Here is a 25119-nt window from a genome sequence, read left to right as displayed (position 1 = left end):
GAGCATGGCGCCCGGCACGTTCCGCCGGCGGCTCACGACGACAGGGGGAAGCGGATGACCACGGTCAACCGGAGGATCGACCCGGACGGGGTGGCCGACGCCCTCCGGGAGAGCGCCGACAACCCCAGCGCCTTCCTGGCCCTGAACGCCGGCAACGCCTACTTCACCGACCCGTCCTCCTCCGGGGTGGTCGCCTACCGCGAGGCCGGCCGGTTCCTGATCCAGTTCGGCGGCGTCTTCGCGCCCGAGGCCGACCGGGAGCGCCTGCTCGGCGCCTTCCTCGGCTTCGCGCGGGCGGCACGCCGCAAGGTGGTGGCCGTGCAGCTCCAGCGCTCCGACGCCGAGCTGTACGCCCGGTGCGGCTTCACCGTGAACCAGGTCGGCTCCTCGTACGCCGTGCGGCTGCCGGACCACACCCTGCGCGGCAGCCGGTTCATGAAGCTGCGCAACAAGATCTCCAAGGCGCGGCGGAGCGGCCTGGAGGTGACCGAGGTCCCCTACGACGGGCACCGCGACGAGATCGCCGCCATCGACCGGGAGTGGCTGCAGGCCAAGGGCCGGCACGTGAAGGAGATCGAGTTCCTGGTCGGGGAGTGCGGCGGCCCGGCCCAGCGGCACCGCAGGCTGCTGCTCGGCCGGCTGGACGGCGCCCCGATCGGCTACATCTCCTACGCCCCCGCCCACGGTTCGCGGCCCGGCTGGCTGCACGACCTCAGCCGCCGCCGGGCGACGGCCCCGCCGGGTGTGATGGAGGCCATCAACCTGCACGCCATGGATACCTTCCGCGGCGAGGGTGCCGAGTGGCTGCACTTCGGCTTCACGCCGTTCGTCGGCCTCTCCCCCGAGCACGAGGTGCCCGGGGCCAGCCGGATGACCACCCGCTTCATGCGCCTGATGGCCGAGCGCGGCGACAAGGTCTACCCCGCCGCCAGTCAGCTGGCCTACAAGGAGAAGTGGGGGCCCGACCTCGTCCTCCCGGAATATCTGGCCTTCCACGGCCGGGCCGGGCTGCCCGCGATCTGGCAGATCCTCCGGGTCACCAAGTCCGTCTGACCGTGGCGCGGGGCGTGCCTGTCAGGGGCGTTCCGGTGGTAAGGGCTTCCCGGCAGCGCCCCTCCCCCGGTGATACGGCGGTGGCCGGCGCAGTGTTCACCGTTCACGCGCCTTCGGCCTTCGGCGGCACGCAGCGCCACGCGAGCGCCGCGGCGCTCAGATAGGCGAGGGCCCCGACGGCCACACTCACCCGCAGCCCGGCGGCGTAATCCGCGGCCGTGGCGAGGAAGGTGCCGCCGAGGGCCACGCCGGTGGCGCTGCCGATCTGGCGGGCGGTGTTGAACAGGCCGGCGGCACTGCCCGCGTATCCGGCGGGTGCCGCGCCCATCACGGTGGAGGTCGAGCCGGTGAGGGCGAAGGAGGTGCCGAACCCCACGGCCATCATCGGTGCCACCAGCAGCGGATAGCCGGGGTCGGCTCCGGCGGCGGCCCAGCCGGCCAGCCCGAGGGCGGCCAGCAGCATGCCGGAGACGACCAGCGGGCGGTCCCCGGTGCGGCGGCTCAGCCGGCCGGACAGGACGGAGGCGAACATGGTCATCGCCACCGCGGGGAACAGCGCCGCCCCGGCGCCCAGGGCGCTGTAGCCGCGCTGGTGCTGGAAGTCGAGGCTGGCGGTGAACACCATGCCGTAGAAGCCGAAGTTGAACAGCAGGCCGATGACGGCCCCGCCGCTCATCGCGCGCGAGCGCAGCAGCCCCAGCGGGAGGACGGGAGAGCGGGCCAGCCGCTCACGCACCGCGAAAGCCGCGGCGGCCGCCACGGCCAGACCCAGCGCGCCGAGGACCGCCGGATCGGTCCAGCCGCGCCGTCCGGCCTCGTTGAGCGCGGCGGTGAGCAGGGCCACGGCGGCCACGACCGCGCACTGCGCCGGCCAGTCCACGGGCCGGCCGGCGTGCCGGGGTGAACGGCCGAGGTGACGGAGGGTCAGCAGGAGGCAGGCGACGCCGACGGGCAGGTTGATGAAGAACACCCAGCGCCAGCCCACCGTCGAGACGAGCAGCCCGCCCAGCAGCGGTCCGGCGGAGGCCGCGATGCCCGCCAGCGAGCCCCAGAGCCCGAAGGCCCGCGCGCGCACCGCGGTTGCCGGGTAGGCCTGCTGGAGCAGCGCCAGCGAACCGGGCACGATCAGCGCCGCGCCGACCCCCTCCACCAGCCGGGCCGTCACCAGGGCCGGGGTGTCCGGGGCCAGGGCGCACCCGGCCGAGGCCACGGTGAACACCACGACACCGGCGCAGAAGATCCGCCGGTTCCCCAGCCGGTCGCCCAGCGCGCCACCGGTCAGCAGCAGTCCGGCGAAGACCATGGTGTACCCGTTGGTGATCCACTGGACCGCGGTGAGGGAGGCCGACAGCTCGCGGCCGATGACCGGCACGGCGACGTTGATGATCGTCACGTCCAGGATCACCATGAAGTAGCCGGTGCAGACCGTGAGCAGCGGGACCCAGGACCGGCCCGCGGACTCCGGGGCGGGTCGGTCAGCGGGCTCCGGTCCGCCGTCGCCGGACGGTTCCGCGAACGGCACGTCCTCAGCTCCCTCCCGTACGCGGAGGTCCGATTCCTCCCGCGGGCGGAGGTTCGACACCGGCCCCACGATAAGGTGCATGCCGTTGGAATCCGTACATCACCTCTATTCCGGCGCGGATTTCCGGAATCACCTGACGCACCCCTTGGCGGGACAAGACCGAATCATCCCGGGACATACGACACCCGGCCTTTTTCCTGATCGATCCATCCGTTCCCGCCACCACGGACCGAACGGGCCACGGGAACGACTTTCCACCGAATTCGGGCGGGAGTTCAGCGACCGGTCACCCGGCGGCCATGTGGCGACAACTCCGTGTTCCGGCGCACGTTCCGGGGCAGGTCGAGTCGGCGGAGAAGTGATCTACGCCATGGAGATCCGGAGAGCCCCCGGCCATCCTGATCACCGAGTCAGGTGCGGAACGAAACCCCCTTCTTTTCATCGTCGCAGTTCAGAAGGGGATCTTGTCGTGCACAGGCCCAATCACAGATGAAACGCCCAGGTCAAGTGGCAGTGGGCCGGACGGCCGGGGAGGTCGGCGATCCAGACACACGACTGTTCGAGGCTGGTTAGACTCGCCCGCCATGGGAAATAGGGGCCGGAACCGCAGCGAGCGGCAAGGAGTCAGCAAGAGCCAGCAGGCACAGATATTCGTCGGCGCCTCCGGACTTCGCAGACGGCTCCTGTGGCTGACCGCCGTGGCCGTCGGGTGCGCCTGCGCCGGATATCTCCTGCTGATGATCGCCACACTCTTCGGAGTGCTGCAGCCGGATCCGCAGTCGCCCAGGACGTTCAAGCCCCCGGCTCCCGCCTCCACGGTGCGTGGCGCCGCACCGCAGGCTGACGTGGTGTCGTACCGGACCACCCCCACAAAGGTCCCGGCAGCACGCAAACCCCCGCCACGGCAGCCCTAGCTGCCCTGGCCCGTCCCCCCACCGGCCCAGGGAGGCACAGTCCCTTGAGTCCCCGGCACGCGCAGCGTCGTGATCCACGCGCGCACTGGCTGCTGATGATCATCGTCATCTCCGCGGTCGCCACCGCTCTGATCTTCGAAGGCTGGACCACCCACGAAGTGGCGGCCGTCCAGACGCGGAAGCCCTGCACCACTCCCGTACCGAAGGCCGCGGACACCGGCGATCCGGTGCTCAGCATCATGGGCGACCGGATCCAGACCACGGCGATGCCCGCCGGCACCGTCGCGCTCACCTACGACGGCGGCCCCGATCCGGTGTGGACCCCGCGCCTGCTCGCCCTGCTGCGGGCCCACAAGGCGCACGCCACCTTCTTCCTCTCCGGCGCCGAGGCGGCCCGGGAACCGGCGCTGGTGCGACGGATCCTGGCGGAGGGTCACGAGATCGGCTCCAACACCTACACGGGCTCCGACCTCGGCCAGGCGGGCGCCGCCCGCACCCGGCTGGAGCTGTCGCTCACCCAGACGGCGCTGGCGGGCTCCGCGGGGATCGACACCAAGATGGTCCGGCTGCCGCTCACCTCGCAGGTGGAGACCATGTGCGGCGGCGAGTGGACGGCCGCGCGGCGGGCCGCCGCCGAGGGGTACGTCCTGGTCGCGGCCGACGGGCCGCTCAGGAAGCCGCAGCAGGGCCTGGTCCGGCAGTTCAGCCAGAACGACACCGCGTACTCGCAGACGAAGAAGCTCCTCCGCGACCCCCGGGCGAAGAAGTTCACCACGGTGTCGGCGGGGCTCGGCTCCCCCACCGCCAACGAGCCGGTGACCACCATGAGCCGCTGGGAGGGCAAGGCCCTGCTCCTGGTGCAGACCGTGGGGCACGCCTTCGTCCGGGCCATGAGCTGGATCCTCCTCATCGGCGGCTCGCTGGCCCTGCTGCGGCTGGGCCTGCTGCTGCTCCTCGCCCGCGCCCACGTCCGGCGGATCGGCCGGGCCCGCCCCGGGGCGCCCTGGCTGCGGGAGGTCAACGAGCCGGTGACGGTCCTGGTGCCCGCCTACAACGAGGAGGCGGGGATCGAGGCAACGGTGCTGTCCCTGCTGGACTCCACCCACCAGCAGCTGCAGATCCTCGTGATCGACGACGGCTCCTCGGACCGGACCGCGGAGATCGCCCGCAGCATTCCCGACAACCGGGTGATGGTGATCCGCCAGCCCAACGCGGGCAAGGCCGCGGCGCTCAACACCGGCCTGGCCCACACCCGGCACAACATCGTGGTCATGGTGGACGCCGACACGGTCTTCGAGCCGGACGCCATCCACCGGCTCATCCAGCCGCTCGCCCACGCGGCCGTCGGCGCGGTCAGCGGCAACACCCGGGTCGGCAACCGGAGCCGGCTGCTCGGCAAGTGGCAGCACCTGGAGTACTGCTTCGGCTTCAACCTCGACCGCCGGATGTTCGAGATGCTGGAGTGCATGCCGACGGTCCCGGGGGCCATCGGCGCCTTCCGCCGGGACGCGCTGATGGGCGTCGGCGGGGTCAGCGAGGACACCCTGGCCGAGGACACCGACCTCACGATGGCGCTGTGGCGCGCGGGCTGGCGGGTGGTCTACGAGGAGTCGGCCATCGCCTGGACCGAGGTGCCCAGCAAGCTCGGCCAGCTGTGGCGGCAGCGGTACCGCTGGTGCTACGGCACCCTGCAGGCGATGTGGAAGCACCGCCGGGCCGTGGTGGAGCTGGGCCCGCCGGGGCGGTTCGGCCGCCGCGGACTGGTCTATCTCGCGTTCTTCCAGATCCTGCTGCCGCTGTTCGCGCCGATCGTGGACGTCTTCGCGCTGTACGGCGGGCTGTTCCTGAACTCGGCCCAGTCGATCCTCATCTGGGTCGGCTTCCTCAGCGTCCAGATGCTCGGCGCCGGCTATGCGCTGAAGCTGGACGGCGAACGGCTGCGGACGCTCTGGGTGATGCCGCTGCAGCTGTTCGTCTACCGGCAGCTGATGTACCTGGTGACGATTCAGTCCGTGGTCACCGCGCTGCTCGGCAGCCGGCTGAAGTGGCACCGGATGCAGCGTTCCGGCACGGCGGGCCAGCAGGTGCTCAGCGAACCCGCGCGCAAGCCGGTGCAGTTGAAATGAATGCGTGGTTCCGTTCTGCCGGGACCGCCTTCGCACGACCGTCCGCCCGGGTCGGGGGTTCGTCCCCCGGCCCGGGTTTTCGTACGTCCTCCACCGGGAAACACCCGGGCGGCCCACCCCGCTTGGGATGCGGTCGACGGTAAAAAGTGCTTGTCCTGCGGGAATTCACCTTCTGCGCAGCGTCCGGGGATACTGGCGATTCGTCTCGTTCTGCCGGGTGGCACAATTCCACTTCTTTCGGTCGGTTGCCCGAACCGCTTGGCGAGGACGCCCGGTAACCGTGCAGACTTTCACGTCATGAACGACTGGCCGGACAACTGGACCGACGAGACCCGAAGCGGCGGTTTTACGGAGCCGGCGCATGTCACGGGGCAGCTGTGGCGACAGGACGGCTACGCGCCGGAATACGGCGCGGTGCCGGAATACGGCACCGGGCCTCACTACGCCGCGGCGCCCGATTACGCCATGGGGCCCGATTACGGCACGCCTGGTTACGCCGCGGCGCCCGACTACGGCGCGGCGTCCGATTACGGCGTGCCGGATTACGGCACAGCGCCCGGCTACGGGACGGGGCCCGCTTACGGCGCGGCGCCGCACCCGGGGGTGCCCGGGGACCCGCTACTGCCGGGGCAGGTGACGCCGGCAGCGGCGTACGGGGACCACCCCGTGCCGACGCCGGGGGGCGACCTGCCGCACGCTCAGGGCGGCCACCTGCTGCCGCCCCAAGGAGACCCCCTGCCGCACACCGCCCAGCAGGCCCCTCTCACCCCCCAGCAGGACCCTCCGCTGCACGCCCAGGAGACGTCGACGCTGCCGGCGGTGGGCGGAGAGGCACTGCTGCCGGCGCAGGACGAGCTGCCGCGCGCGGCGGTCCGGCGCACCCCGCCGGCCCGGTTCGGCGGCGACCGGAGCGCCGCGGACGGGGACGGGCCGGGGCGGCGCGGTAGCGCCGGGTCCGGCGCGAAGCGGCCCCGCCGGAGGAAGCGGATGCTGCTGATCCTCGCCGCGGCGCTGCTCCTGAGCCCGGGCGGCGCGTACGCCTGGGGGGAGGGGAAGCTCAACCACGACGTGGACCTGGACAAGTACGGCAGCAGGCCCGCGGCGGGCAAGGGCACCAACTACCTCATCGTGGGCTCCGACAGCCGGGACGGGCTCACCGCGCAGGCCAAGAAGGACCTGCACACCGGCACGGGTGAGGGCCGCCGCACCGACTCGATGATGGTGCTGCACACCAGCCCCAAGGGGCGGACGACGATGGTCAGCCTGCCGCGTGACTCCTGGGTGACCCTGCCGGGGTTCGTCCGTCCCGAGACCGGCAAGCACCTCCGCCCGGCGAAGAACAAGCTCAACGCCGCGTTCTCGCTGGGCGGCCCCGAACTGCTGGTCCGGACCATCGAGAACAACACCGGACTGCGGATCGACCACTACGCGGAGATCGGGTTCGCGGGCTTCGTCAACATCGTCGACGCGGTCGGCGGCGTGAACGTGTGCCTCGACCGGGCCATCAAGGACGAGAAGTCCGGCGCGGACCTGAAGAAGGGCTGCCAGACCCTGCACGGCACCGAGGCGCTCGCCTTCGTCCGCCAGCGCCACCAGGAGGCCGAGGGCGACCTGGGCCGGGCCAAGAACCAGCAGAAGTTCCTGGCCGCGCTGGCCAAGAAGGCCGGAAACACCGAGACCATGCTCGACCCGCCCAAGCTCTACGACGCGATGGACGCGGGGCTCGGCACACTCATCGTGGACAAGGACACCCGGCTGTGGAACCTCACGGCCATCTTCAAGGGCCTGAAGAGCGTCTCGGGCGGCCAGGGCACGAAGATCAACGTCCCGGTCTCCAACACGAACCTGCGCACCTCCAAGGGCAGCGCGGTGGAGTGGGACGAGGCCAAGGCGAACCAGCTCTTCGCGGAACTGCGCAACGACCGGCGGGTGACGGTCACGGACAAGTGAGCGGGCTGCGGGGTCGCGCGGCAGTGGCGCCTGCGCGGCAGTCACCGTGGCACGGCAGTCACAGTGGCCCAGCGGTTCCGGTCGGGTGGCAGTGACGGTCATGCGGTCCGCCGGACGGTGGTGACGCGTCGAAGGCACCGGTGACCGGTCGACGAAGACGGCGCAGAGCAGTGGCCGCCCCCTCCGGGCGAGGGGGCGGCCACTGCTCTGCGTTCGGACCCCGGCCGGTGGCGGGAGACGGTGACACAGCCGGTGCAGGCGGCGGGCGAGGACGACGGCCGGGGCTTCGCGCCGGCCCCGGATCACCCGCTCCCTTCGCCCCCGCCCCCTCAAACCACCGCGATCCCGTCCAGTTCGACCAGCGCCTGTTCGTCCCAGAGCCGGACCGCGCCGATCACCGCCATCGCCGGGTAGTCGCGGCCCGCCAGCTTGCGCCAGATCCTGCCGAGTTCGCGGGCGTGCGCGCGGTAGTCGGCGACGTCCGTGGCGTAGACCGTGACCCGGGCCAGGTGCTCGGGGCCGCCGCCCGCCGCGCGCAGGGCGGTGAGGAGGTTGGACAGCGCCGTCTCGAACTGGGCGGGGAGCGTGTCGCCGGCCACGGCGCCGTTCCCGTCCAGGGCGGTCTGCCCGGCCAGCAGGACCAGCCGCCCGCCGGTGGCCGTCACGGCGTGGCTGAAGCCCGTGGGGGGCGAGAGCTCCGGCGGGTTGATCCGCCGGAGGCCGGCCGGGGCGGCGGCACTCCCCCGGCCGTCGGCACTCCCCCGGCCGTCGGTGCTCTCCGCACCGCCGCTGCTCTCCGCGCCTTCGGCACGCTCGTCACCGGGCGTCTCGTTCGCGGCCCGTTGCGACTCGTTCATCGGTACAGCTCCTTCGCGACGATGGTGCGCTGGACCTCGGTGGCCCCCTCGTAGATCCGCGGTGCGCGGACCTCGCGGTAGAGGTGCTCCAGGAGGTGGCCCCGTTGCAGGGCGCGGGCGCCGTGGATCTGGACTGCGGCGTCCACGACGCACTGGGCGGTCTCGGTGGCCAGCAGCTTCGCCATGGCGGCCCGTTTGGCGATGTCCGGGGCGCCCCGGTCGTACGCCGCCGCCGCGGCGTGCACCAGCAGCCGGGCGGCCTCGGTGCGGGTGGCCATCTCGGCCAGTTGGTGGGAGACCGACTGGAGGTCCTTGAGGGGGCCGCCGAAAGCCGTGCGCCGGGCGGCGTGCGCCAGGGCGGCGTCGAGTGCCGCCTGCGCCATGCCCACCGCGAACGCGCCGACGCTCGGCCGGAAGAGGTTGAGCGTGCGCATGGCGACCCCGAAGCCCGCACCGGGCTCGCCCAGCAGATCGGCCGCGGTGACGGGCACGCCGTCGAACACGACGGTGCCGATGGGGTGCGGGCTGAGCAATGCGAGCGGTTCGCCGGACAGCCCCGGCCGCCCGGCGGGGACGAGGAACGCCGTGATGCCGCGGGCGCCGCGGTCCTGACCGGTCCGGGCGAACACCGAGTAGAAGTCGGCGTGCGGGGCGTTGGAGATCCAGCACTTCTCCCCGCTGAGCCGCCAGCGGCCCGGTCCGTCGGCCTCGGCGCTCAGCGCCAGGGCGGCCGCGTCCGAGCCGGCGTCCGGCTCGCTGAGCGCGAAGGCGGGGACCGCCCGGCCCGCCACCACCTCCGGAAGCCACTCCTCCCGCTGCGCCCGGGTGCCGGACTGGACCACGGGGTAGGCGCCGAGGCCCTGGAGGGCGAGCGCGGTCTCCGCCTCGGTGCACTCCCGGGCCAGGGACTCCCGGAGCAGACAGAGGTCGAGGGCGGACACCCCGGCCTCCCCCGCCACCGGGAAGACCCGGCCGAGCAGCCCCGCGTCGCCGAGTGCGGTGACCAACGGCCGGTTGATCAGGCCCGGTTCGCCCACGGCGGCCAGGGCGCGCAAGCGCCCGGCGGCGAGCTCCCGTACCTGGTCGCACCACTTCTCCTGCTCCGGTTCCAGCGCGAATGCGGGCACGGACAGCCCCTCTCTTATCGCGGACCGTTGACTGTCGTCACTATCACGTTACGCTCGTTCAGCAACCGCACGGCCGGAACCACCCCGATTCCCGGACCGGCGCAAGGGGGCGCACCGCCATGGAGCTCAAGCCATCGGCCCACGTGGACACGTTCACCCGCGACCGCCTGCCGCCGCCGGACCAGTGGCCGGAGCTGTCGTTCGGCCTGCCCGGGCTGTGCTACCCCGACCGGCTCAACTGCGGTACGGAGCTGCTGGACCGCACCGTGGAGCGGTTCGGCCCGGACCGCCCCGCCTTCGTCGACGGCACCGGCGCCGTCTGGTCCTACGGCGAACTGCAGGAGCGCACGGACCGGATCGCCCATGTCCTGACGGCCGAGCTGGGCGTGGTGCCCGGGAACCGGGTGCTGCTGCGCGGCCCCACCACCCCCTGGCTGGCGGCCTGCTGGCTCGCGGTGATGAAGGCGGGAGCCGTGGCCGTGACCGTGCTCGCCGCGCAACGCCCCCTGGAGCTGGCGGGCATCTGCGCGACGGCGCGGATCCGGCACGCCCTGTGCGACATCCGCTCCGTGGACGACCTCGCGAAGGCCGAGGTGCCGGACCTGCGGATCACCACCTACGGCGGCGACGGCCCCGACGACCTCCGGACCCGCGCCGCCGCCGCGCCCACCGGCTACCGGGCGGTCGCGACCTCCGCGGACGACGTGGCGCTGATCGCCTTCACCTCCGGCACCACCGGCCGCCCCAAGGGGTGCCTGCACTTCCACCGCGACGTGCTGGCCATCGCCGACACCTTCTCGGAGCACGTGCTGCGCCCGCGGCCCGACGACCTGTTCACGGGCAGCCCGCCGCTCGGCTTCACCTTCGGCCTCGGCGGGCTGGTCGTCTTCCCGCTGCGCGCGGGCGCCTCCGCCCTGCTGCTGGAACAGGCCGGACCGCGGCAGTTGCTGCCCGCGATCGGCCGGCACCGGGTGTCCGTACTGTTCACCGCGCCGACCGCGTACCGGGTGATGCTGGAGGAACTCGACGCACGGCCGGGGCTCGACGTGAGCTCACTGCGCCGCTGCGTCTCGGCCGGGGAGAACCTGCCCTCAGCCACCTGGAACGCCTGGCGGCGCCGGACCGGGCTGCGCATCATCAACGGCATCGGGGCCACCGAACTCCTGCACATCTTCATCTCCGCCGCCGACGAGGCGATCCGGCCCGGCACCACCGGGATTCCGGTTCCGGGTTACGAGGCGCGCGTGATCGGGCCGGACGGATGGCCGGTACCGGACGGCGAACCGGGGTTGCTGGCCGTGCGCGGGCCCACCGGCTGCCGCTATCTCGCGGACGAGCGGCAGCGCAGTTACGTCCGCGGCGGCTGGAACGTCACCGGTGACACCTATGTCCGGGAGCCCGACGGCTGGTTCCGCTACGTCGCCCGCGCCGACGACATGATCATTTCGGCCGGGTACAACATAGCGGGCCCCGAGGTCGAGGACGCCCTGCTGCGCCACCCCGACGTCCTGGAGGCCGCGGTGGTGGGGCGCCCCGACGAACGGCGGGGGCAGGTGGTGGTGGCGTACACCGTGCTGCGGGACGGGGCGCGCCGGGACACGGCGGCGACCGAGGCCCTGCGGCAGTTCGTCAAGTCCGAGATAGCGCCGTACAAATGCCCCCGGGAGATCGTCTTCCTGGACGCGCTGCCCAGGACACCGACCGGGAAGCTGCAACGGTTCCGGCTCCGCGGCCCGGGCGGGGCCGAGGCGCCGCCCGTCGACCTGGCCGGGAGCGGGGGCGGCGGGGCGGACGGCACTCCGAGGGGGCGCGGGGGCGAACAGGCGGCGGACGCTTCGGGCGGGCAGCACGGGGACGAACAGGCGGCGGACGCACCGAACGGGCTCGGGGGCGAGAACGGGGGCGCGGACGCTCCGGACGGGCACGGAGAGGGAAGCAGGGGCGCGGACGGCAGCGGGGGCGCGGACGGCAGCGCGACCGGGGCGGCGGCGATCTAGAGTGACCCCGTGGCAGAGCAGCACACACCGCGGTCCCTGATCGTCACCTTCTACGGCGCACACGGGCGCGGGAACGGTCCCGGCGGCGGGCGCCCGGTGCCGATCGCGGCGCTGATCCGGCTGCTGGGCGCGGTGGACGTGGACCCGCCCTCGGTGCGCTCGGCGGTCTCCCGGCTGAAGCGCCGCGGGCTGCTACGGCCGGCCCGGGCGGAGAGCGGCGCGGCCGGCTACGTGCTCTCCGACGACGCCCGGCAACTCCTCGACGACGGCGACCGGCGCATCTACGACCGGCCGCCCGCCCGCCTCGACGACGGCTGGGTGCTGGCCGTCTTCTCCGTGCCCGAGCAGGAGCGCCACAAGCGGCATCTGCTGCGCTCCCGGCTGGCGCGGCTGGGCTTCGGCACCGCCGCCCCCGGGGTGTGGATCGCCCCCGCGCACCTGCTGGAGGAAGCCCGGCACACGCTGGAGCGGCTGGAACTCGCCCCGTACGTGGACCTGTTCACCGGGACGCATACCGGGTTCGAGCCGACCGCGCGCTCGGTGGCGCGGTGGTGGGACCTGGACGCGACGGCCGAGCTGCACCGGGACTTCCTCCGGACCCACGAGCCGGTGCTGCGGCGCTGGTCCGGTCGGGCCGCCGGCGACCCGGCCGAGGCCTACCGGGACCACCTCCTGGCGCTGGACTCCTGGCGCCGGGTGCCCTACGCCGACCCGGGCCTGCCGGCGGCACTGCTGCCGCCGGACTGGCCGGGCGGACGGAGCGCCGAGGTGTTCGCGGCCCTCCACACCCGGCTGCGCGAGGCGGCGGCCGACCATGTGCGCGGGGTGCTGGCGGCGGGCTGAATCCGTCCGGGGCACCCGACGGACCCGACGGTGCCCGTGCGGGCCCGGGTGAGTTCCCCCGTCAGCCGTCAGCCGTCAGCCGGCCGTCGGGGCGTCCAGCGTCAGGCGTGGCTTCGGGGCGTCGGTCCGGCCGGTCGGGGGTTTGCGGCTGCCCGCGGCGTAGGGCAGCGGCCAGGGCGCTCCGGGGCCGCTGTAGCCCTGGTCCGCGGCGGCGTGCAGCGTCCAGTGCGGGTCGTAGAGGTGCGGCCGGGCCAGCGCGCACAGGTCGGCACGGCCCGCCAGCACCAGGGAGTTGACGTCGTCCCAGGAGGAGATGGCGCCGACCGCGATGACCGGCACGCCGAGGACGTTGCGGATCCGGTCGGCGTACGGCGTCTGGTAGGAGCGGCCGTACTCCGGGCGCTCGTCGGGGACGACCTGGCCGGTGGAGACGTCGAGCGCGTCGGCGCCGTGGGCGTGGAAGGCGCGGGCGATCTCCACGGCGTCGTCGGCGGTGGTGCCGCCCGCGGCCCAGTCGGTGGCGGATATCCGCACGGTCATCGGACGGTCGTCCGGCCACACCTCCCGTACCGCGTCGAAGACTTCCAGGGGGTAGCGCAGCCGTCCCGCCAGGTCGCCCCCGTAACCGTCGGTGCGCCGGTTGGTGAGCGGCGACAGGAAGCCGGAGAGCAGATAGCCGTGGGCGCAGTGCAGTTCGAGGAGGTCGAAGCCGGCGCGGGCGGCGCGCCGGGCCGCGTCGGTGAACTGCTCGCGGATCCCGGCGAGCCCGGCGGCGTCGAGCTGCCGCGGCACCTGGTTCACGCCGGCCCGGTACGGCAGCGGGGAGGCCGCGACCAGGGGCCAGTTGCCGTGCGGCAGCGGCTGGTCGATGCCCTCCCACATCAGCCGGGTGGAGCCCTTGCGCCCCGCGTGGCCGAGCTGCACTCCGACCGCCGCGCCGGGTGACTGCCGGTGGACGAAGTCGGTGATCCGCCGCCAGGCGGCTTCGTGTCCGGCGGTCCAGAGCCCGGCGCACCCGGGGGTGATCCGGCCCTCCGGGGCGACGCAGACCATCTCGGTCATCACCAGCCCGGCGCCGCCCAGGGCGCGGGAGCCCAGGTGCATCAGGTGGAAGTCGCCGGGGGTGCCGTCCTCGGTGGAGTACATGTCCATCGGGGAGACCACGACCCGGTTGCGCAGGGTGAGTCCGCGCAGCCGGAACGGGGTGAACATCGGCGGGGTGGCGGACGCTCCGGTGTCGGCGGGTGCGGTGTCCGGCAGCACGTCGCGTTCGACCGCGGTGACGAACTCCGGGTCGCGCAGCCGCAGATTGTCATGGGTGATGCGGCGGCTGCGGGTGAGCAGGTTGAAGGCGAACTGGCGCGGTGGCTGGCCGAGCACGGTGTCCAGCTCCTCGAACCACTCCAGGCTGGCACGGGCCGCCCGCTGGGTGGACTCCACGACGGGGCGGCGCTCGGCCTCGTAGGCGGCGAGCGCGTCGGACAGCGCCGGGTGTTCCCGGAGGCAGGCGGCGAGCGCGAGGGCGTCCTCGACGGCGAGCTTGGTGCCGGAGCCGATGGAGAAGTGCGCGGTGTGGGCGGCGTCGCCGAGCAGGACCGTACGGCCGTGGCTCCAGCGCTCGTTGGTGACGGTGGCGAAGGAGATCCAGGTGGACCGGTTGCCGCGCAGCCCCCGGCCGCCGAGCGCGTCGGAGAAGATCTTCGCGCACCGCTCGGCGGACTCCGCCTCCCCGCACCGGTCCAGACCGGCACGGCGCCAGACCTCCTCGCGCATCTCGATGATGACCGTGCTGGCACCGGGCGCGCCGGCCGTGGGCTCCGAGGGCGCAGGGGGTGCGTCCGGGGGCTGCGCATGCGGTGAGGGGTGGTGGCCGGGTGACGCAGCGGGGTGCCGCGGCCCGGAGGGCCCCTGTGAGGAGCGGGAGTAGGGGTAGCCGTGGAGCTGCATCACCCCGTGTTCGGTCTCCGCGATCTCGAAGCGGAAGGCGTCGAAGGCGAAGTCGGCGGCGAGCCAGATGTAGCGGCAGCGGTGCCGGACGATCCGTGGCCGGAAGGCGCCGGCCAGGGCGTCCCGGGTGGCGCTGTGCACGCCGTCCGCGGCGATCACCAGGTCGTGGTCGCGGACGAGTTCGGCGTGCGGCGGTGCCTCGGCGCGAAAGCGCAGCCGGACGCCGAGCTCCCGGCAGCGTGCGTGCAGCACGGCGAGGAGGGTACGGCGGCCGAGGGCCGCGAAGCCGTGGCCGCCGGAGGTGAGGGTGCGGCCGCGGTGGACGACGTCGATGTCGTCCCAGCGGACGAAGGCGTTCCGGAGCTCCCGGAAGACCTGGGGGTCGGCGTGCTCGATACCGCCGAGGGTCTCGTCGGAGAGGACGACGCCGAAGCCGAAGGTGTCGTCGGGGGCGTTGCGCTCCCAGACGGTGATCTCCCGGGCAGGGTCGAGGCGTTTCAGCAGGGCCGCCGCGTAGAGGCCGCCGGGCCCGCCGCCGACGACCGCGACCCGCAGCGGCCCGGCCGCGGCGCTCCGCCCCGGCACGGCTACCTGCCCTGCCACTTGGGCTGCCGCTTCTCGCTGAAGGCGGCGTGGAACTCGGCGTAGTCGGCGCTGTTCATCAGCAGCGCCTGGGTGGCCGCGTCCATCTCGACGGCGGCGGCGAGCGGCATGTCGAGCTCGGCGGTGAGCAGTGCCTTGGTCTGGGCGTGGGCGAGGGCCGGCCCCTCGGCGAGCCGGCGGGCCAGCGCGGCGGCCTCCGCTCCCGCCTGGCCCTCCTCGGCGAGTGTGCTGATCAGGCCGATGCGCTCGGCCTCCGGGGCACGCACCGGCTCGCCGAGCATCAGCAGCCGGGTGGCGTGCCCGAGGCCGACGACGCGGGGCAGCAGATAGGCCGCGCCCATGTCCCCGCCGGAGAGCCCCACCTTGGTGAAGAGGAACGCGAAGCGGGCCGACGGGTCGGCGACCCGGAAGTCGGCCGCCAGCGCGAGGACGGCGCCCGCGCCCGCGGCGACGCCGTGCACCGCGGCGATCACCGGGAAGGGGCACTCGCGCAGCGCCCGGACGACCTGGCCGGTCATCCGGTTGAAGTCCAGCAGCTCCCCGGTGTCCATGGCGAGGGTGGCGCCGATGATCTCGTCGACGTCGCCGCCGGAGCAGAATCCGCGCCCCTCGCCGCCGAGCACCAGGGCCCGTACGGAGCCGTCGCGGGCGAGTTCCGCGATCAGATCGCGCAGGTCGGCGTAGGCGCCGAAGGTCAGGGCGTTGAGCTTCTCGGGGCGGGCCAGGGTGACCGTGGCGACGCCGCCGTCCCGGGTGAGGCGGAGATGCCGCCACTGATCGGTCGTCCGGGCGGAACCGGTGAACGGACTCATGGAGTACGGCCTCCTTCAGCCGGGCGGCTGGTACCTGCCCTGCGAAGCTATCACCGATGTGTGACTGTCGTCATGAGTACGACATAAGACAGCGGGCGGCCCCGGGTGAACCGGGCCCGGGGAACCGGGGGCCACCGCTGAGCGGGGCGGAGAGGGCCCGGGCGAGGGCGGGGCGGAGAGGGCCCGGCGAGAGCGGAGCGTGCCCGCCCCGGGGCGGAAGGCCCGTCCGATTCGGGACCTCGGTCCCGCGCAGGGCGGTCCGGCGACCCCTGCCGGGCCATGGGCACCCGTCCCTACGGTGGAACGTCGCAGAGAGCCCATCCCCCTACCGACCGGAACCCTTCGTGCCTGACGCCGACTCCCCGACCTTCTGGCAGTTCGAGCTGCCCCACACCGCCGAGGCCGTGCCGATGGCCCGATCCCTGGTCCGCGACGCCCTGGCGGAGCTGGACGAACCGGCCGACCGCGACACCGCGGAGCTCCTCACGGCCGAGCTGGTGACCAACGCCATCCAGCACACCCCCGGCGACCAGTCGGTCGTCCTGGTGGTGGAGCTGCTGACCGGGGGCTGCCGGATCGAGGTGCACGACCGCAACCCGGCCCCGCCCGGGGACCTGAAGAACCCGGAGTCGGATCCGCACGCCCTGGCGGAGCGGGGGCGCGGCCTGGTGCTGATCCGCGCGCTCAGCTCGCGCGCGGGCTACCGCGCGACCCCGCGGGGGAAGGCGGTCTGGTTCACGCTGCACCCGCCGGGCGAGCCGCGCTGACCCACGGCGGCCGTGCGCCCACCGCCCGGGCCGCCCGCGCCCGCGCGTCGACCCCGCCCAGGGCCCGGATGTCGACCCGCCCCGGGCCCGCGGTCGCACGTCGACCCGCCCGAGCCCACGGCCGCACCCGCACCGCCTCCGCCCGCGGCCGCATGTCCACGGCCCCGGCGCGGTCGGCCGACGGCCGGCGGGCCGGGCGCCAGGCTGCCCCGCCGGGCCCGCGCCCTCCCCCGTCCGCCCGCTACTCGGGCCCGGCGAGGGTGGCGACGAGGACGGCCTTGATGGTGTGCATCCGGTTCTCCGCCTCGTCGAAGACGACGGAGTGCTCCGATTCGAACACCTCGTCCGTGACCTCCAGCGAGGTCAGCCCGTGCCGCTCGTATATCTCGCGGCCGACCGCGGTGCCCAGGTCGTGGAAGGCCGGCAGGCAGTGCAGGAACTTCACGTCGGGCCGGCCGGTGGCCCGCAGCACGTCCATGGTCACGGCGTACGGGGTGAGCAGTTCGATCCGCTCGTCCCAGACCTCCTTGGGCTCCCCCATGGACACCCAGACGTCGGTGGTGACGAAGTCCGCGCCCCGCACGCCCTCGGCCACGTCCTCGGTGAGGGTCACCCGGGCGCCGCTCTCCGCCGCCAGCTCACGGGCGCGGGCGATCACGTCCTCGGCGGGCCAGAGCGACTTCGGCGCGACGATCCGCACGTCCATGCCGAGCAGCGCGCCGGTGACGAGGTAGGAGTTGCCCATGTTGTAGCGGGCGTCGCCGAGGTAGGCGAAGGCGATCTCCGTCAGGGGCCGGTCGCTGTGCTCGGTCATGGTGAGCACGTCGGCCAGCATCTGGGTGGGGTGCCACTCGTCCGTCAGACCGTTGAAGACCGGCACACCGGCCGCCGCCGCCAGCTCCTCGACGACCTCCTGGCCGTGCCCGCGGTACTCGATGCCGTCGAACATCCGGCCCAGCACCCGGGCGGTGTCCCGCACCGACTCCTTGTGCCCGATCTGCGAGCCCGACGGGTCGAGATACGTGGTGGAGGCGCCCTGGTCGGCCGCCGCGACCTCGAAGGCGCAGCGGGTCCGGGTCGAGGTCTTCTCGAAGATCAGGGCGATGTTCCGGCCGCGCAGCCGCGGCTCCTCGGCCCCCGCCCGCTTGGCGGCCTTCAGCCGGGCCGCGAGCTCGACGAGGTGCCGGAACTCCTCGGCGGTGAGGTCCAGCTCCTTGAGGAAGTGGCGGCCCGAGAGGTCTGTCGCCATGGTGGGGCTCCTCGGTCACGGATCGGTCGGTGAGGGATCAGGAGATCGAATACTGGAAGTATATACGACACCTTGCATCTCTATACGGGGCACCCGTTTCCGCGGCCCGCCCGCGGAACCCCATCCTCCGCGCTCCCCGGAGTGCCCCACCACCGGCGCGGGCGTCCGGCAGTCCCCGGGACCCGGCGCTACACGGGATCCCGCTCGACCGGGCAGCTCATGCAGCGCGGCCCGCCCCGGCCCCGGCCCAGCTCGCTCCCGGGGATGGTGATGACCTCGATGCCGCGCTTGCGGAGGAAGGTGTTGGTGGTGGCGTTCCGCTCGTAGGCGACCACCACGCCCGGCTCCACGGCGAGCACGTTGCAGCCGTCGTCCCACTGCTCCCGCTCCGCCGAGTGCACGTCCTGGGTGGCGGTGAGCACCCGGATGCCGTCCAGGCCGAGCGCGGCGGCGATCGCCCGGTGCATGTGCTCCGGCGGATGGTCGGTGACCTTGAGCTCCCGCTCCCCGGACCCGGGCTCGATGGTGTACGAGCGGAGCTCGCCCAGCCCCGCGTACTGGGTGAAGGTGTCCCCGTCGACCATCGTCATCACCGTGTCCAGGTGCATGAAGGCGCGCGCCTTGGGCATGTCGAGCGCCACGATGGTCGTCGCCGAGCCCGCCGCGAACAGGCCGCGCGCCAGCATCTCCACCGCCTGCGGGGTGGTCCGCTCGCTCATGCCGATCAGCACCGCGCCGTTGCCGATGACGAGCACGTCGCCGCCCTCGATGGTCGACGGGTAGGCGCTCTGCCCCTCGGACCAGACGTGGAAGGCGCCGGACTGGGTGAACAGCGGGTGGTGCCGGTAGATCGCCTCGAAGTGCATCGTCTCGCGCTGCCGCGCGGGCCAGCGCATGGCGTTGATCGAGACCCCGTCGTACACCCAGGCCGAGGTGTCGCGGGTGAAGAGGTGGTTGGGGAGCGGGGCGAGGAGGAAGTCGTCCAGGTCCATGACGTGGAAGCGGACGGAGACCGGCTCCGCGTGCCGCTCCAGGAACTCCCGCTTCGTCATGCCGCCGACGAGCGCCTCCACCAGGTCGGGGATCGGCAGTTCGTCGAAGGCGGCCCGCAGGTGCTCGGTGGCGAGCGGGCCGTACTCCTTCTCCTGGAAGACCCGGTCCAGGATCATCCTGTGCGCCTCCGGGACCTCCAGGGTCTCGGCGAGCAGGTCGCCGAAGAGGTGCACCTCGATGCCCAGATCCCGCAGCACGTCCGCGAAGCCGTCGTGCTCCTGCCGCGCCCTGCGCACCCACAACAGATCGTCGAAGAGCAGCGCGTCCTTGTTGCTGGGAGTGAGCCGCTTCAGTTCCAGGTCGGGGCGGTGCAGGATGACGCGGCGGAGCCGCCCGGCCTCGGAATCCACATGGAACGCCATGGCTCCATCCTGGCCGAGACGGGCGGCCCGCGCGCCTGCCGAGCCCGATTTCACGGGCTCAAGGGCTGGACTTCACCGGCTCATGGCCGCATCTCGTAGGCGTCGGACAGCGCCTCGACCTGTGCCCAGACGCGTGCGGTGCGCTCGGTGTCGGTGACCGGGCGGCGGACCGCGCCGAGCGCCCACTGCTGCTGGGCCTCGGTCGCCGAGTCCTTGCCGTGCAGCTCGACGGCGTACGCCGAGAAGTCACGGACGAGGATGCCGAAGAGCTCGTCCAGGACGTCGCGGTCCAGGCCGGTGAGCTCGGCCTGCTCCAGGATCAGCTGGCCGTGCACGACCAGCGCGAAGAGCTGGCCGATCGCGAGCAGCAGGTCGAGGTCCTTGGCCTGCTCGGCGTCCGGCGCGGCGGTGGTGACCAGGGTGCACAGCGCGTCCGCCTGCTCCCGCAGCCGGGCGACGTTGGGCAGGTCCGCGTGGGCGTCGTAGGCGGTGCGCCAGTCGTGGAACTGGATGGAGCCCAGGCCGCGCGCCGCGCCCTGGCGGAACAGGAAGGTGTCGTCGGCGTCGTCGCGCCGGGTCGGCACCGGCGCGTACTCGGCCGGGTTGAGGAGGTAGTTCCCCATGAACTTCAGGATCAGGGCCAGGTTGACGTGGACCGTGCCCTCCAGCTTGGGCAGGCCGCGGATCTCGGTGGCCGCCTGCGAGAAGTAGGTGTCCTTCTCGAAGCCCTTGGCCGCGATGACGTCCCAGAGCAGGTCGATGACCTTCTCGCCCTCGGTGGTCACCTTCATCTTCGTCATCGGGTTGAAGAGGAGGTAACGGCGGTCCTCGGGACCGGCGCTGCGGAAGTAGTCCACGGCACGGTCGCTGAACAGCTTCATGCCGACCAGGCGGGCGTAGGCGTCGGTCAGCTCACGGCGCACATGGGCGAAGTCGGTGACCCGGCGGCCGTAGAGGATCCGGTTGTGGGCGTGGGTGACGGCCTCGTACATCGCGTGCTCGCAGATGCCGACGGCGCCGGTGCAGAGGTTGAACTTGCCGACGTTGACGGTGTTCAGCGCGGCGTCGAACGCGGCACGGCCGGTGTGCAGCACGTCCTCGGCCCGCACCGGGTACCGCTCCAGCCGGAACTCGCTGACGTACTTCGAGGAGTCGACGACGTTCTTGACCAGGTGGTAGTCGGGGTGCCGGCTGTCCGCGGCGAAGAAGACGTAGCCCTCGGGGCCCTCGATGTCGGAGCGGCGGCCGAAGACCGAGACCAGGCCGGCCGCGTTGCCGTTGCCGATGTAGTACTTGGAGCCGGTCGCGTGGAACCCGCCCTCGGCATCCGGGGTGAGCACCATGTCGGTGCTGTAGATGTCGGCGCCGTGCGCCTTCTCGGACAGGCCGAACGCGAACACCTCGCCCTGCTGGAGGAGTTCCGCGGCGCGGGCCCGGACCGCGGCGTTGTCGCTCTGCCAGACCGGCCCGAGGCCGAGAATGGTGACCTGCCAGGCGTACCAGTAGTCGAGGCCGTAGAAGCCGAATATCTCGTTGAGGGCGGCGATCCGCGAGGTGTCCCAGCGCTTGTCGCCGTTGTCGCCCGCCTCGGCGGACGGGGTCAGGAAGGTCGCGAACAGCCCCTCCTTCCCGGAGAACGCGAGGAAGTCCTCGAGCCAGGCCCGGGACCGGTAGTCCTCGATGAGCTGCCGCTTGCCCCGGGCCTCGAACCAGTCGACGGTGGCGCGGAGCAGCCGGCGCGTCTCGGGGTCGAAGTGGGCGGGGTCGTAGGTGCGCGGGTTGAACAGCAGCTGGTCCGCCATGTGCGGGACACCTTCCTGGAAGAGGGTTCGGACGGGGAGAGGTCGGGTCAGTGCGGGTCGCCGAGGCGGCGCAGGGTGGCGAGGACGTCGTCGAGCCAGGCGAGGGTCATCCGCTCGTACTCGATGCCGCCGCGCAGCACCACGTGCTGGAGCTCCTGGCCGGTGTCGAGCGCGCCGGGATCCGGGAAGTCCCGCCGCTCCCCCGCGAGGTAGCGGTCGAGCCGGTCGGCGTGCGCCTTCCGGTGGCGCTCCACCTCGGCGATCAGCGCGGCCGGGTCGTCGAAGGCCGCGCCGCGGATCTTCACCGCCAGGTCGTGGCGGACGCTCTCGGGCTCGACGGGTTCGTGCAGCCAGTCCGAGAGCGCGGCCCGGCCCGGGGCGGCGACGGAGTAGGTCTTCTTGTCCGGGCGCCCCTCCTGGGCCACCTCGTGGACGTCGATCCAGCCGTCGCCCTCCATGCGCTTGAGGACGCGGTAGATCTGCTGGTGGGTCGCGGTCCAGAAGTGCCCGATGGACCGGTCGAACCGCCGGGCCAGCTCGTAGCCGGACCCCGGCTGCTCCAGCAGGGAGACGAGGATCGCGTGCTCAAGGGCCATGGCCCACACCCTGCTATGCAACTTGTTGCATAGACAAGAGGGCCTGGTCCGGATGAGACACGGCTCACTCCGATGGTGGGGAGGGGGCTCGCGGCCTCAGCCGGAACAGCGGAGCCCCGACCTGATCAGGATCAGGTCGGGGCTCCGCTGTTCCGGCTGAGGTGGAGGCGTGGGGGCGCCCGGGAGGGGGCCGCTTCCGGGCCGCGGCGCTCCGGGCCGCCGTCGGGCACGGACGGAACGGAGCCTGCTCAGCGCCGCCACCGCGCCCCGGAGGACACGTCTTGACGGCTCAGAGGCGCGGATCGACCGGTTCCGACTCCAGGGCCAGCACCGCGAACACCGCCTCGTGGACCCGCCACAGCGGCTCGTCGGCCGCCAGCCGGTCCAGGGCCTCCAGCCCGAGGGCGTACTCGCGCAGGGCCAGCGACCGCTTGTGGCCGAGGTGCCGGACCCGCAGCCGCTCCAGGTTCTCCGGCCGGGTGTACTCGGGGCCGTAGATGATCCGCAGGTACTCCCGGCCCCGGCACTTGACGCCGGGCTGGACGAGCCGCCCGTTCTCCCCGCGGACCAGGGCCCGGGCCGGCTTCACGACCATCCCTTCCCCGCCCGCGGCCGTCAGGTCCAGCCACCACTGGACACCGGCGGCCACCGAGGCCGCGTCCCCGGTGTCGACGACGAGCCGGCGGGTGGGCGCCAACAGGCCGGCTGCCGGTTCCGGGTGGGAGTGGCCGCGGTCCATGGTGCCGCTGCCGTCGGGGACGCCGGGAGCGCTGCCGTCCGTGCCGCCCTCCGCCTCGATGAGACGGTCGATCAGCGCGAGCTGGTCGAGGTGCGGGAGCGCGGCGAGGCTGCGGCCCCGGACCGCCAGGATCTGGAAGGGCGCCAGCCGGATGCCGTCGAGGCCGTCCGCCCTCCGCGGGACCGTGGTGGTGCCGTCCGGCGCCCGCTCCGCCCCGTCCTTCCGGCCGCGCGCCGCGGCCCCGACCGGCCAGCAGTAGCGGCGGTAGGCGTCGGTGAACGCGGCGGCGTCCGCGGCCCGTTCCCGCTGGTGGTCCAGCAGCCCGGAGACGTCCAGGCCGCGTGCGGCGGCCGACTCCAGGGCCGCGAGGGCTCCGGGGAAGACCGCGCGGGAGGCCGCGCCGACCGCCGCGTACTGGTTGCGCAGCAGCCCGACGGCCTTCAGCGACCAGGGCATCAGCTCGGCGTCGAACAGCATCCAGTCGGTGTCCAGTTCCGCCCAGATGCCCGCCCTGTCGACGCAGGTCCGCAGCCGGGCCAGGATCCGCTCGGTCGTCGCGGCGTCCTCGAAGAACGGCCTTCCGGTGCGGGTGTACAGCGCGCCCGACGCCCCGTCCGGGGCCTCGAACCGCTCCCGCGCGACCTTCTCGTCCCGGCACACCAGGACCATCGCCCGGGAGCCCATGTGCTTCTCCTCGCACACCACCTCCCGCACGCCGTCGGCGCGGTAGGCGGCGAACGCCTCCGCCGGGTGCTCCAGATACCCCTCCTCCTGCGAGGTGGCACAGGGCGCCATGGTCGGCGGGAGGTACATCAGGAGCCGGGGGTCGGTGGCGAACCGGCTCATGACCTCCAGCGCCGCCGCGGCGTTCTCCTCCTTGACCGACACCCGGCCCGCGTGCCGGGTCTCCACGACGCGGCGCCCGGAGACGTCCGCGAGGTCCAGCGGACGCCCGTCGGCGCCGCCCGGGGCCCGCGTGGCGAGGGGCTTGGCCGGCGCGTACCAGACCCGCTCGGCCGGGACGTCCACCAGCTCCCGCTCGGGCCAGCGCAGGGCGGTCATCCGGCCGCCGAAGACACAACCGGTGTCGAGGCAGATGGTGTTGTTGAGCCAGGAGGCACGCGGGGTGGGGGTGTGGCCGTACACGACGGCGGCCCGGCCCCGGTAGTCCTCGGCCCACGGGTAGCGGACGGGCAGGCCGAACTCGTCCGTCTCGCCGGTGGTGTCCCCGTAGAGCGCGTGCGAGCGGACCCGGCCGGAGGTGCGGCCGTGGTACTTCTCGGGCAGCCCGGCGTGGCAGACGACGAGCCTGCCCCCGTCCAGGACGTAGTGGCTGACCAGCGACTCGATGAACTCCGCCACCCGGGTGCGGAAGGCGGGATCGGCGGCCTCCTCCTTCGCCAGCTGCTCGACGGTCTCGGCCAGACCGTGGGTGTGCTGCACCGTGCGGCCCTTGAGGTGGCGGCCGAGCTTGTTCTCGTGATTGCCGGGGACGCAGAGCGCGGTGCCGGCGGCGACCATGCCCATGACCAGGCGCAGCACGCCCGGACTGTCCGGCCCGCGGTCGACGAGGTCACCCACGAAGACCGCGGTACGGCCCGCCGGGTGGGCGGCGCCGACCGGGCGCCCGTCGGCGTCGCGTTCGAGGACGTAGCCCAGCGAGCCGAGCAGGGTCTCCAGCTCGGACCGGCAGCCGTGGATGTCGCCGATGATGTCGAACGGGCCGGTGAGGTGCCGCAGATCGTTGTAGCGGCGCTCCAGCCGGACCGAGGCGGCGTCCACCTCGTCCGTGCCGCGCAGCACATGCACCGTGCGGAATCCCTCGCGCGCCAGGGACTTCAGTGAACGGCGCAGCTCGCGGCGCTGCCGCGGGATGACATGGGCGGGGACGTCCGCACGGTCGGGACGGGCGGCGTTCCGCTCGGCGCAGACCCGCTCCGGTACGTCGAGGACGATCGCCACCGGCAGAACGTCGTGCTCGCGGGCGAGTTTCACCAGGTGGCGCCGGGACTCGGCCTGGACGTTGGTGGCATCCACCACCGTCAGCCGGCCGGCGGCCAGCCGCTTGCCGGCGATGTAGCCGAGGACGTCGAAAGCGTCCGGGGTCGCACTCTGGTCGTGCTCGTCGTCGGAGACCAGCCCGCGGCAGACGTCGGAGGAGACGACCTGGGTGGGCAGGAAGTGGCGGCGGGCGAAGGTGGACTTGCCCGATCCGGTGGTTCCCACCAGGACCACGAGCGACAGGTCGGGGACCGTGAGGGACCGGCCCTCCGTGGGGGGCCGGCTCTCCGCGACGGGCCGGCCGTCCGTGGGGGGCCGGCGGGACGCCTCCGTCAGGGGGCTGTCCTGGCCGGGAGCCGGGGCACCGTACTCGTTCGTCATGCTGCCGCCCCTTTCCCGGACGTCCCGCTCACGCTCTGCTCCCCTGTCCCACCCGCGTGGAAGACCGCCATCTGGGTCGGCGGGCCGACCTCCGGGTCCTCCGGTCCCACCGGCCGGAACTCGACGCCGTAGCCGTGCCGTCCGGCCACGTCCCCGGCCCAGGACCGGAACTGCGCCCGGGTCCACTCGAAGCGGTGGTCGGGGTGGCGCACCCGCCCGGCGGGAAGGGTGTCCCAGCGGACGTTGTACTCGACGTTCGGCGTGGTCACCACGACCGTCGTGGGCCGGGCGGACCCGAACACGGCGTACTCCAGCGCCGGCAGCCGCGGCAGGTCCACATGCTCGATGACCTCGCTGAGCACGGCAGCGTCGTACCCCTTGAGACGGCTGTCGGAGTAGGCCAGGGAGCCCTGGAGCA

Annotated in this window: 17 protein-coding genes and 1 pseudogene; 7 read left to right on the top strand and 11 right to left on the bottom strand. The window is 73.1% G+C overall.

The window, feature by feature from the left end; genetic code table 11:
• The first annotated feature begins 54 nt into the window (after window positions 1-54).
• Window positions 55-1053 (top strand): bifunctional lysylphosphatidylglycerol flippase/synthetase MprF, encoded by a 999-nt coding sequence (locus AC3EQ1_RS20575; RefSeq protein WP_432095807.1) that lies wholly within the window; start codon window positions 55-57, stop codon window positions 1051-1053.
• 103 nt (window positions 1054-1156) lie between these two features.
• Here the strand turns inward: AC3EQ1_RS20575 and AC3EQ1_RS20570 are convergent, their stop codons facing one another.
• Window positions 1157-2575, bottom strand: a complete 1419-nt coding sequence (locus tag AC3EQ1_RS20570) for an MFS transporter (RefSeq protein WP_432095847.1) — start codon at window positions 2573-2575, stop codon at window positions 1157-1159.
• A gap of 584 nt (window positions 2576-3159) precedes the next feature.
• Between AC3EQ1_RS20570 and AC3EQ1_RS20565 the strand changes: the two genes are divergently transcribed.
• From AC3EQ1_RS20565 to AC3EQ1_RS20555, 3 genes are all read left to right on the top strand, one after another.
• Window positions 3160-3489, top strand: coding sequence for a hypothetical protein (locus AC3EQ1_RS20565; RefSeq protein WP_432095806.1), 330 nt, complete (start codon window positions 3160-3162; stop codon window positions 3487-3489).
• 44 nt (window positions 3490-3533) lie between these two features.
• Window positions 3534-5615 carry a bifunctional polysaccharide deacetylase/glycosyltransferase family 2 protein gene (locus AC3EQ1_RS20560; protein ID WP_432095805.1) on the top strand — a complete coding sequence of 694 codons (2082 nt, stop codon included), beginning with the start codon at window positions 3534-3536 and terminating at the stop codon, window positions 5613-5615.
• Window positions 5616-5912: 297 nt separating this feature from the next.
• Window positions 5913-7565: an LCP family protein gene (locus AC3EQ1_RS20555; RefSeq protein ID WP_432095804.1), complete on the top strand. Its 1653-nt coding sequence runs from the start codon at window positions 5913-5915 to the stop codon at window positions 7563-7565.
• A gap of 329 nt (window positions 7566-7894) precedes the next feature.
• Here the strand turns inward: AC3EQ1_RS20555 and AC3EQ1_RS20550 are convergent, their stop codons facing one another.
• Window positions 7895-8422: a RidA family protein gene (locus AC3EQ1_RS20550; protein WP_432095803.1), complete on the bottom strand. Its 528-nt coding sequence runs from the start codon at window positions 8420-8422 to the stop codon at window positions 7895-7897.
• Window positions 8419-9549: an acyl-CoA dehydrogenase family protein gene (locus AC3EQ1_RS20545; protein ID WP_432095802.1), complete on the bottom strand. Its 1131-nt coding sequence runs from the start codon at window positions 9547-9549 to the stop codon at window positions 8419-8421. Before AC3EQ1_RS20545 ends, AC3EQ1_RS20550 begins: the two co-directional genes overlap by 4 nt.
• Window positions 9550-9668: 119 nt before the next feature.
• Here AC3EQ1_RS20545 and AC3EQ1_RS20540 point away from each other — a divergent pair, with 119 nt between their 5' ends.
• Together AC3EQ1_RS20540 and AC3EQ1_RS20535 are read left to right on the top strand one after the other, a co-directional pair.
• The gene (locus AC3EQ1_RS20540) at window positions 9669-11546 is read left to right on the top strand and encodes an AMP-binding protein (RefSeq protein WP_432095801.1); all 1878 of its coding nucleotides are present in this window, start codon (window positions 9669-9671) and stop codon (window positions 11544-11546) included.
• Between the two features lie 9 nt (window positions 11547-11555).
• Entirely contained in the window at window positions 11556-12389 is an 834-nt protein-coding gene (locus tag AC3EQ1_RS20535; protein WP_432095800.1) for a PaaX family transcriptional regulator, read from the top strand.
• 75 nt (window positions 12390-12464) lie between these two features.
• Here the strand turns inward: AC3EQ1_RS20535 and AC3EQ1_RS20530 are convergent, their stop codons facing one another.
• On the bottom strand, window positions 12465-14891 hold the full coding sequence (locus AC3EQ1_RS20530) for an oxidoreductase (protein WP_432095846.1): 2427 nt from the start codon (window positions 14889-14891) through the stop codon (window positions 12465-12467).
• A gap of 32 nt (window positions 14892-14923) precedes the next feature.
• Complete coding sequence (locus AC3EQ1_RS20525; protein ID WP_432095799.1) at window positions 14924-15751, bottom strand: enoyl-CoA hydratase family protein; 828 nt, start codon at window positions 15749-15751, stop codon at window positions 14924-14926.
• 344 nt (window positions 15752-16095) lie between these two features.
• Here AC3EQ1_RS20525 and AC3EQ1_RS20520 point away from each other — a divergent pair, with 344 nt between their 5' ends.
• A complete protein-coding gene (locus AC3EQ1_RS20520) occupies window positions 16096-16518 on the top strand; it encodes an ATP-binding protein (RefSeq protein ID WP_432095798.1) in 423 nt (140 codons plus the stop codon).
• Between the two features lie 241 nt (window positions 16519-16759).
• Here the strand turns inward: AC3EQ1_RS20520 and argF are convergent, their stop codons facing one another.
• The 6 genes and pseudogenes from argF to AC3EQ1_RS20490 form a co-directional block, all read right to left on the bottom strand.
• Window positions 16760-17767: an ornithine carbamoyltransferase gene (argF, locus tag AC3EQ1_RS20515; RefSeq protein WP_432095797.1), complete on the bottom strand. Its 1008-nt coding sequence runs from the start codon at window positions 17765-17767 to the stop codon at window positions 16760-16762.
• 188 nt (window positions 17768-17955) lie between these two features.
• Window positions 17956-19182 (bottom strand): arginine deiminase, encoded by a 1227-nt coding sequence (locus AC3EQ1_RS20510; RefSeq protein WP_388856757.1) that lies wholly within the window; start codon window positions 19180-19182, stop codon window positions 17956-17958.
• 80 nt (window positions 19183-19262) lie between these two features.
• Window positions 19263-20984 (bottom strand): acyl-CoA dehydrogenase family protein, encoded by a 1722-nt coding sequence (locus AC3EQ1_RS20505; RefSeq protein WP_432095796.1) that lies wholly within the window; start codon window positions 20982-20984, stop codon window positions 19263-19265.
• 47 nt (window positions 20985-21031) lie between these two features.
• Window positions 21032-21580: a PadR family transcriptional regulator gene (locus AC3EQ1_RS20500; protein ID WP_432095795.1), complete on the bottom strand. Its 549-nt coding sequence runs from the start codon at window positions 21578-21580 to the stop codon at window positions 21032-21034.
• A 289-nt stretch (window positions 21581-21869) separates the two neighbouring features.
• Window positions 21870-24701 (bottom strand): polynucleotide kinase-phosphatase, encoded by a 2832-nt coding sequence (locus tag AC3EQ1_RS20495; protein WP_432095794.1) that lies wholly within the window; start codon window positions 24699-24701, stop codon window positions 21870-21872.
• Window positions 24698-25119: pseudogene (locus AC3EQ1_RS20490) on the bottom strand (3' terminal RNA ribose 2'-O-methyltransferase Hen1); the annotation flags it as partial. The gene AC3EQ1_RS20495 and the pseudogene AC3EQ1_RS20490, both read right to left, overlap by 4 nt.

The organism is Streptomyces sp. bgisy100 (assembly GCF_057709105.1).
This window is presented reverse-complemented; position numbering and strand designations above follow the sequence as displayed.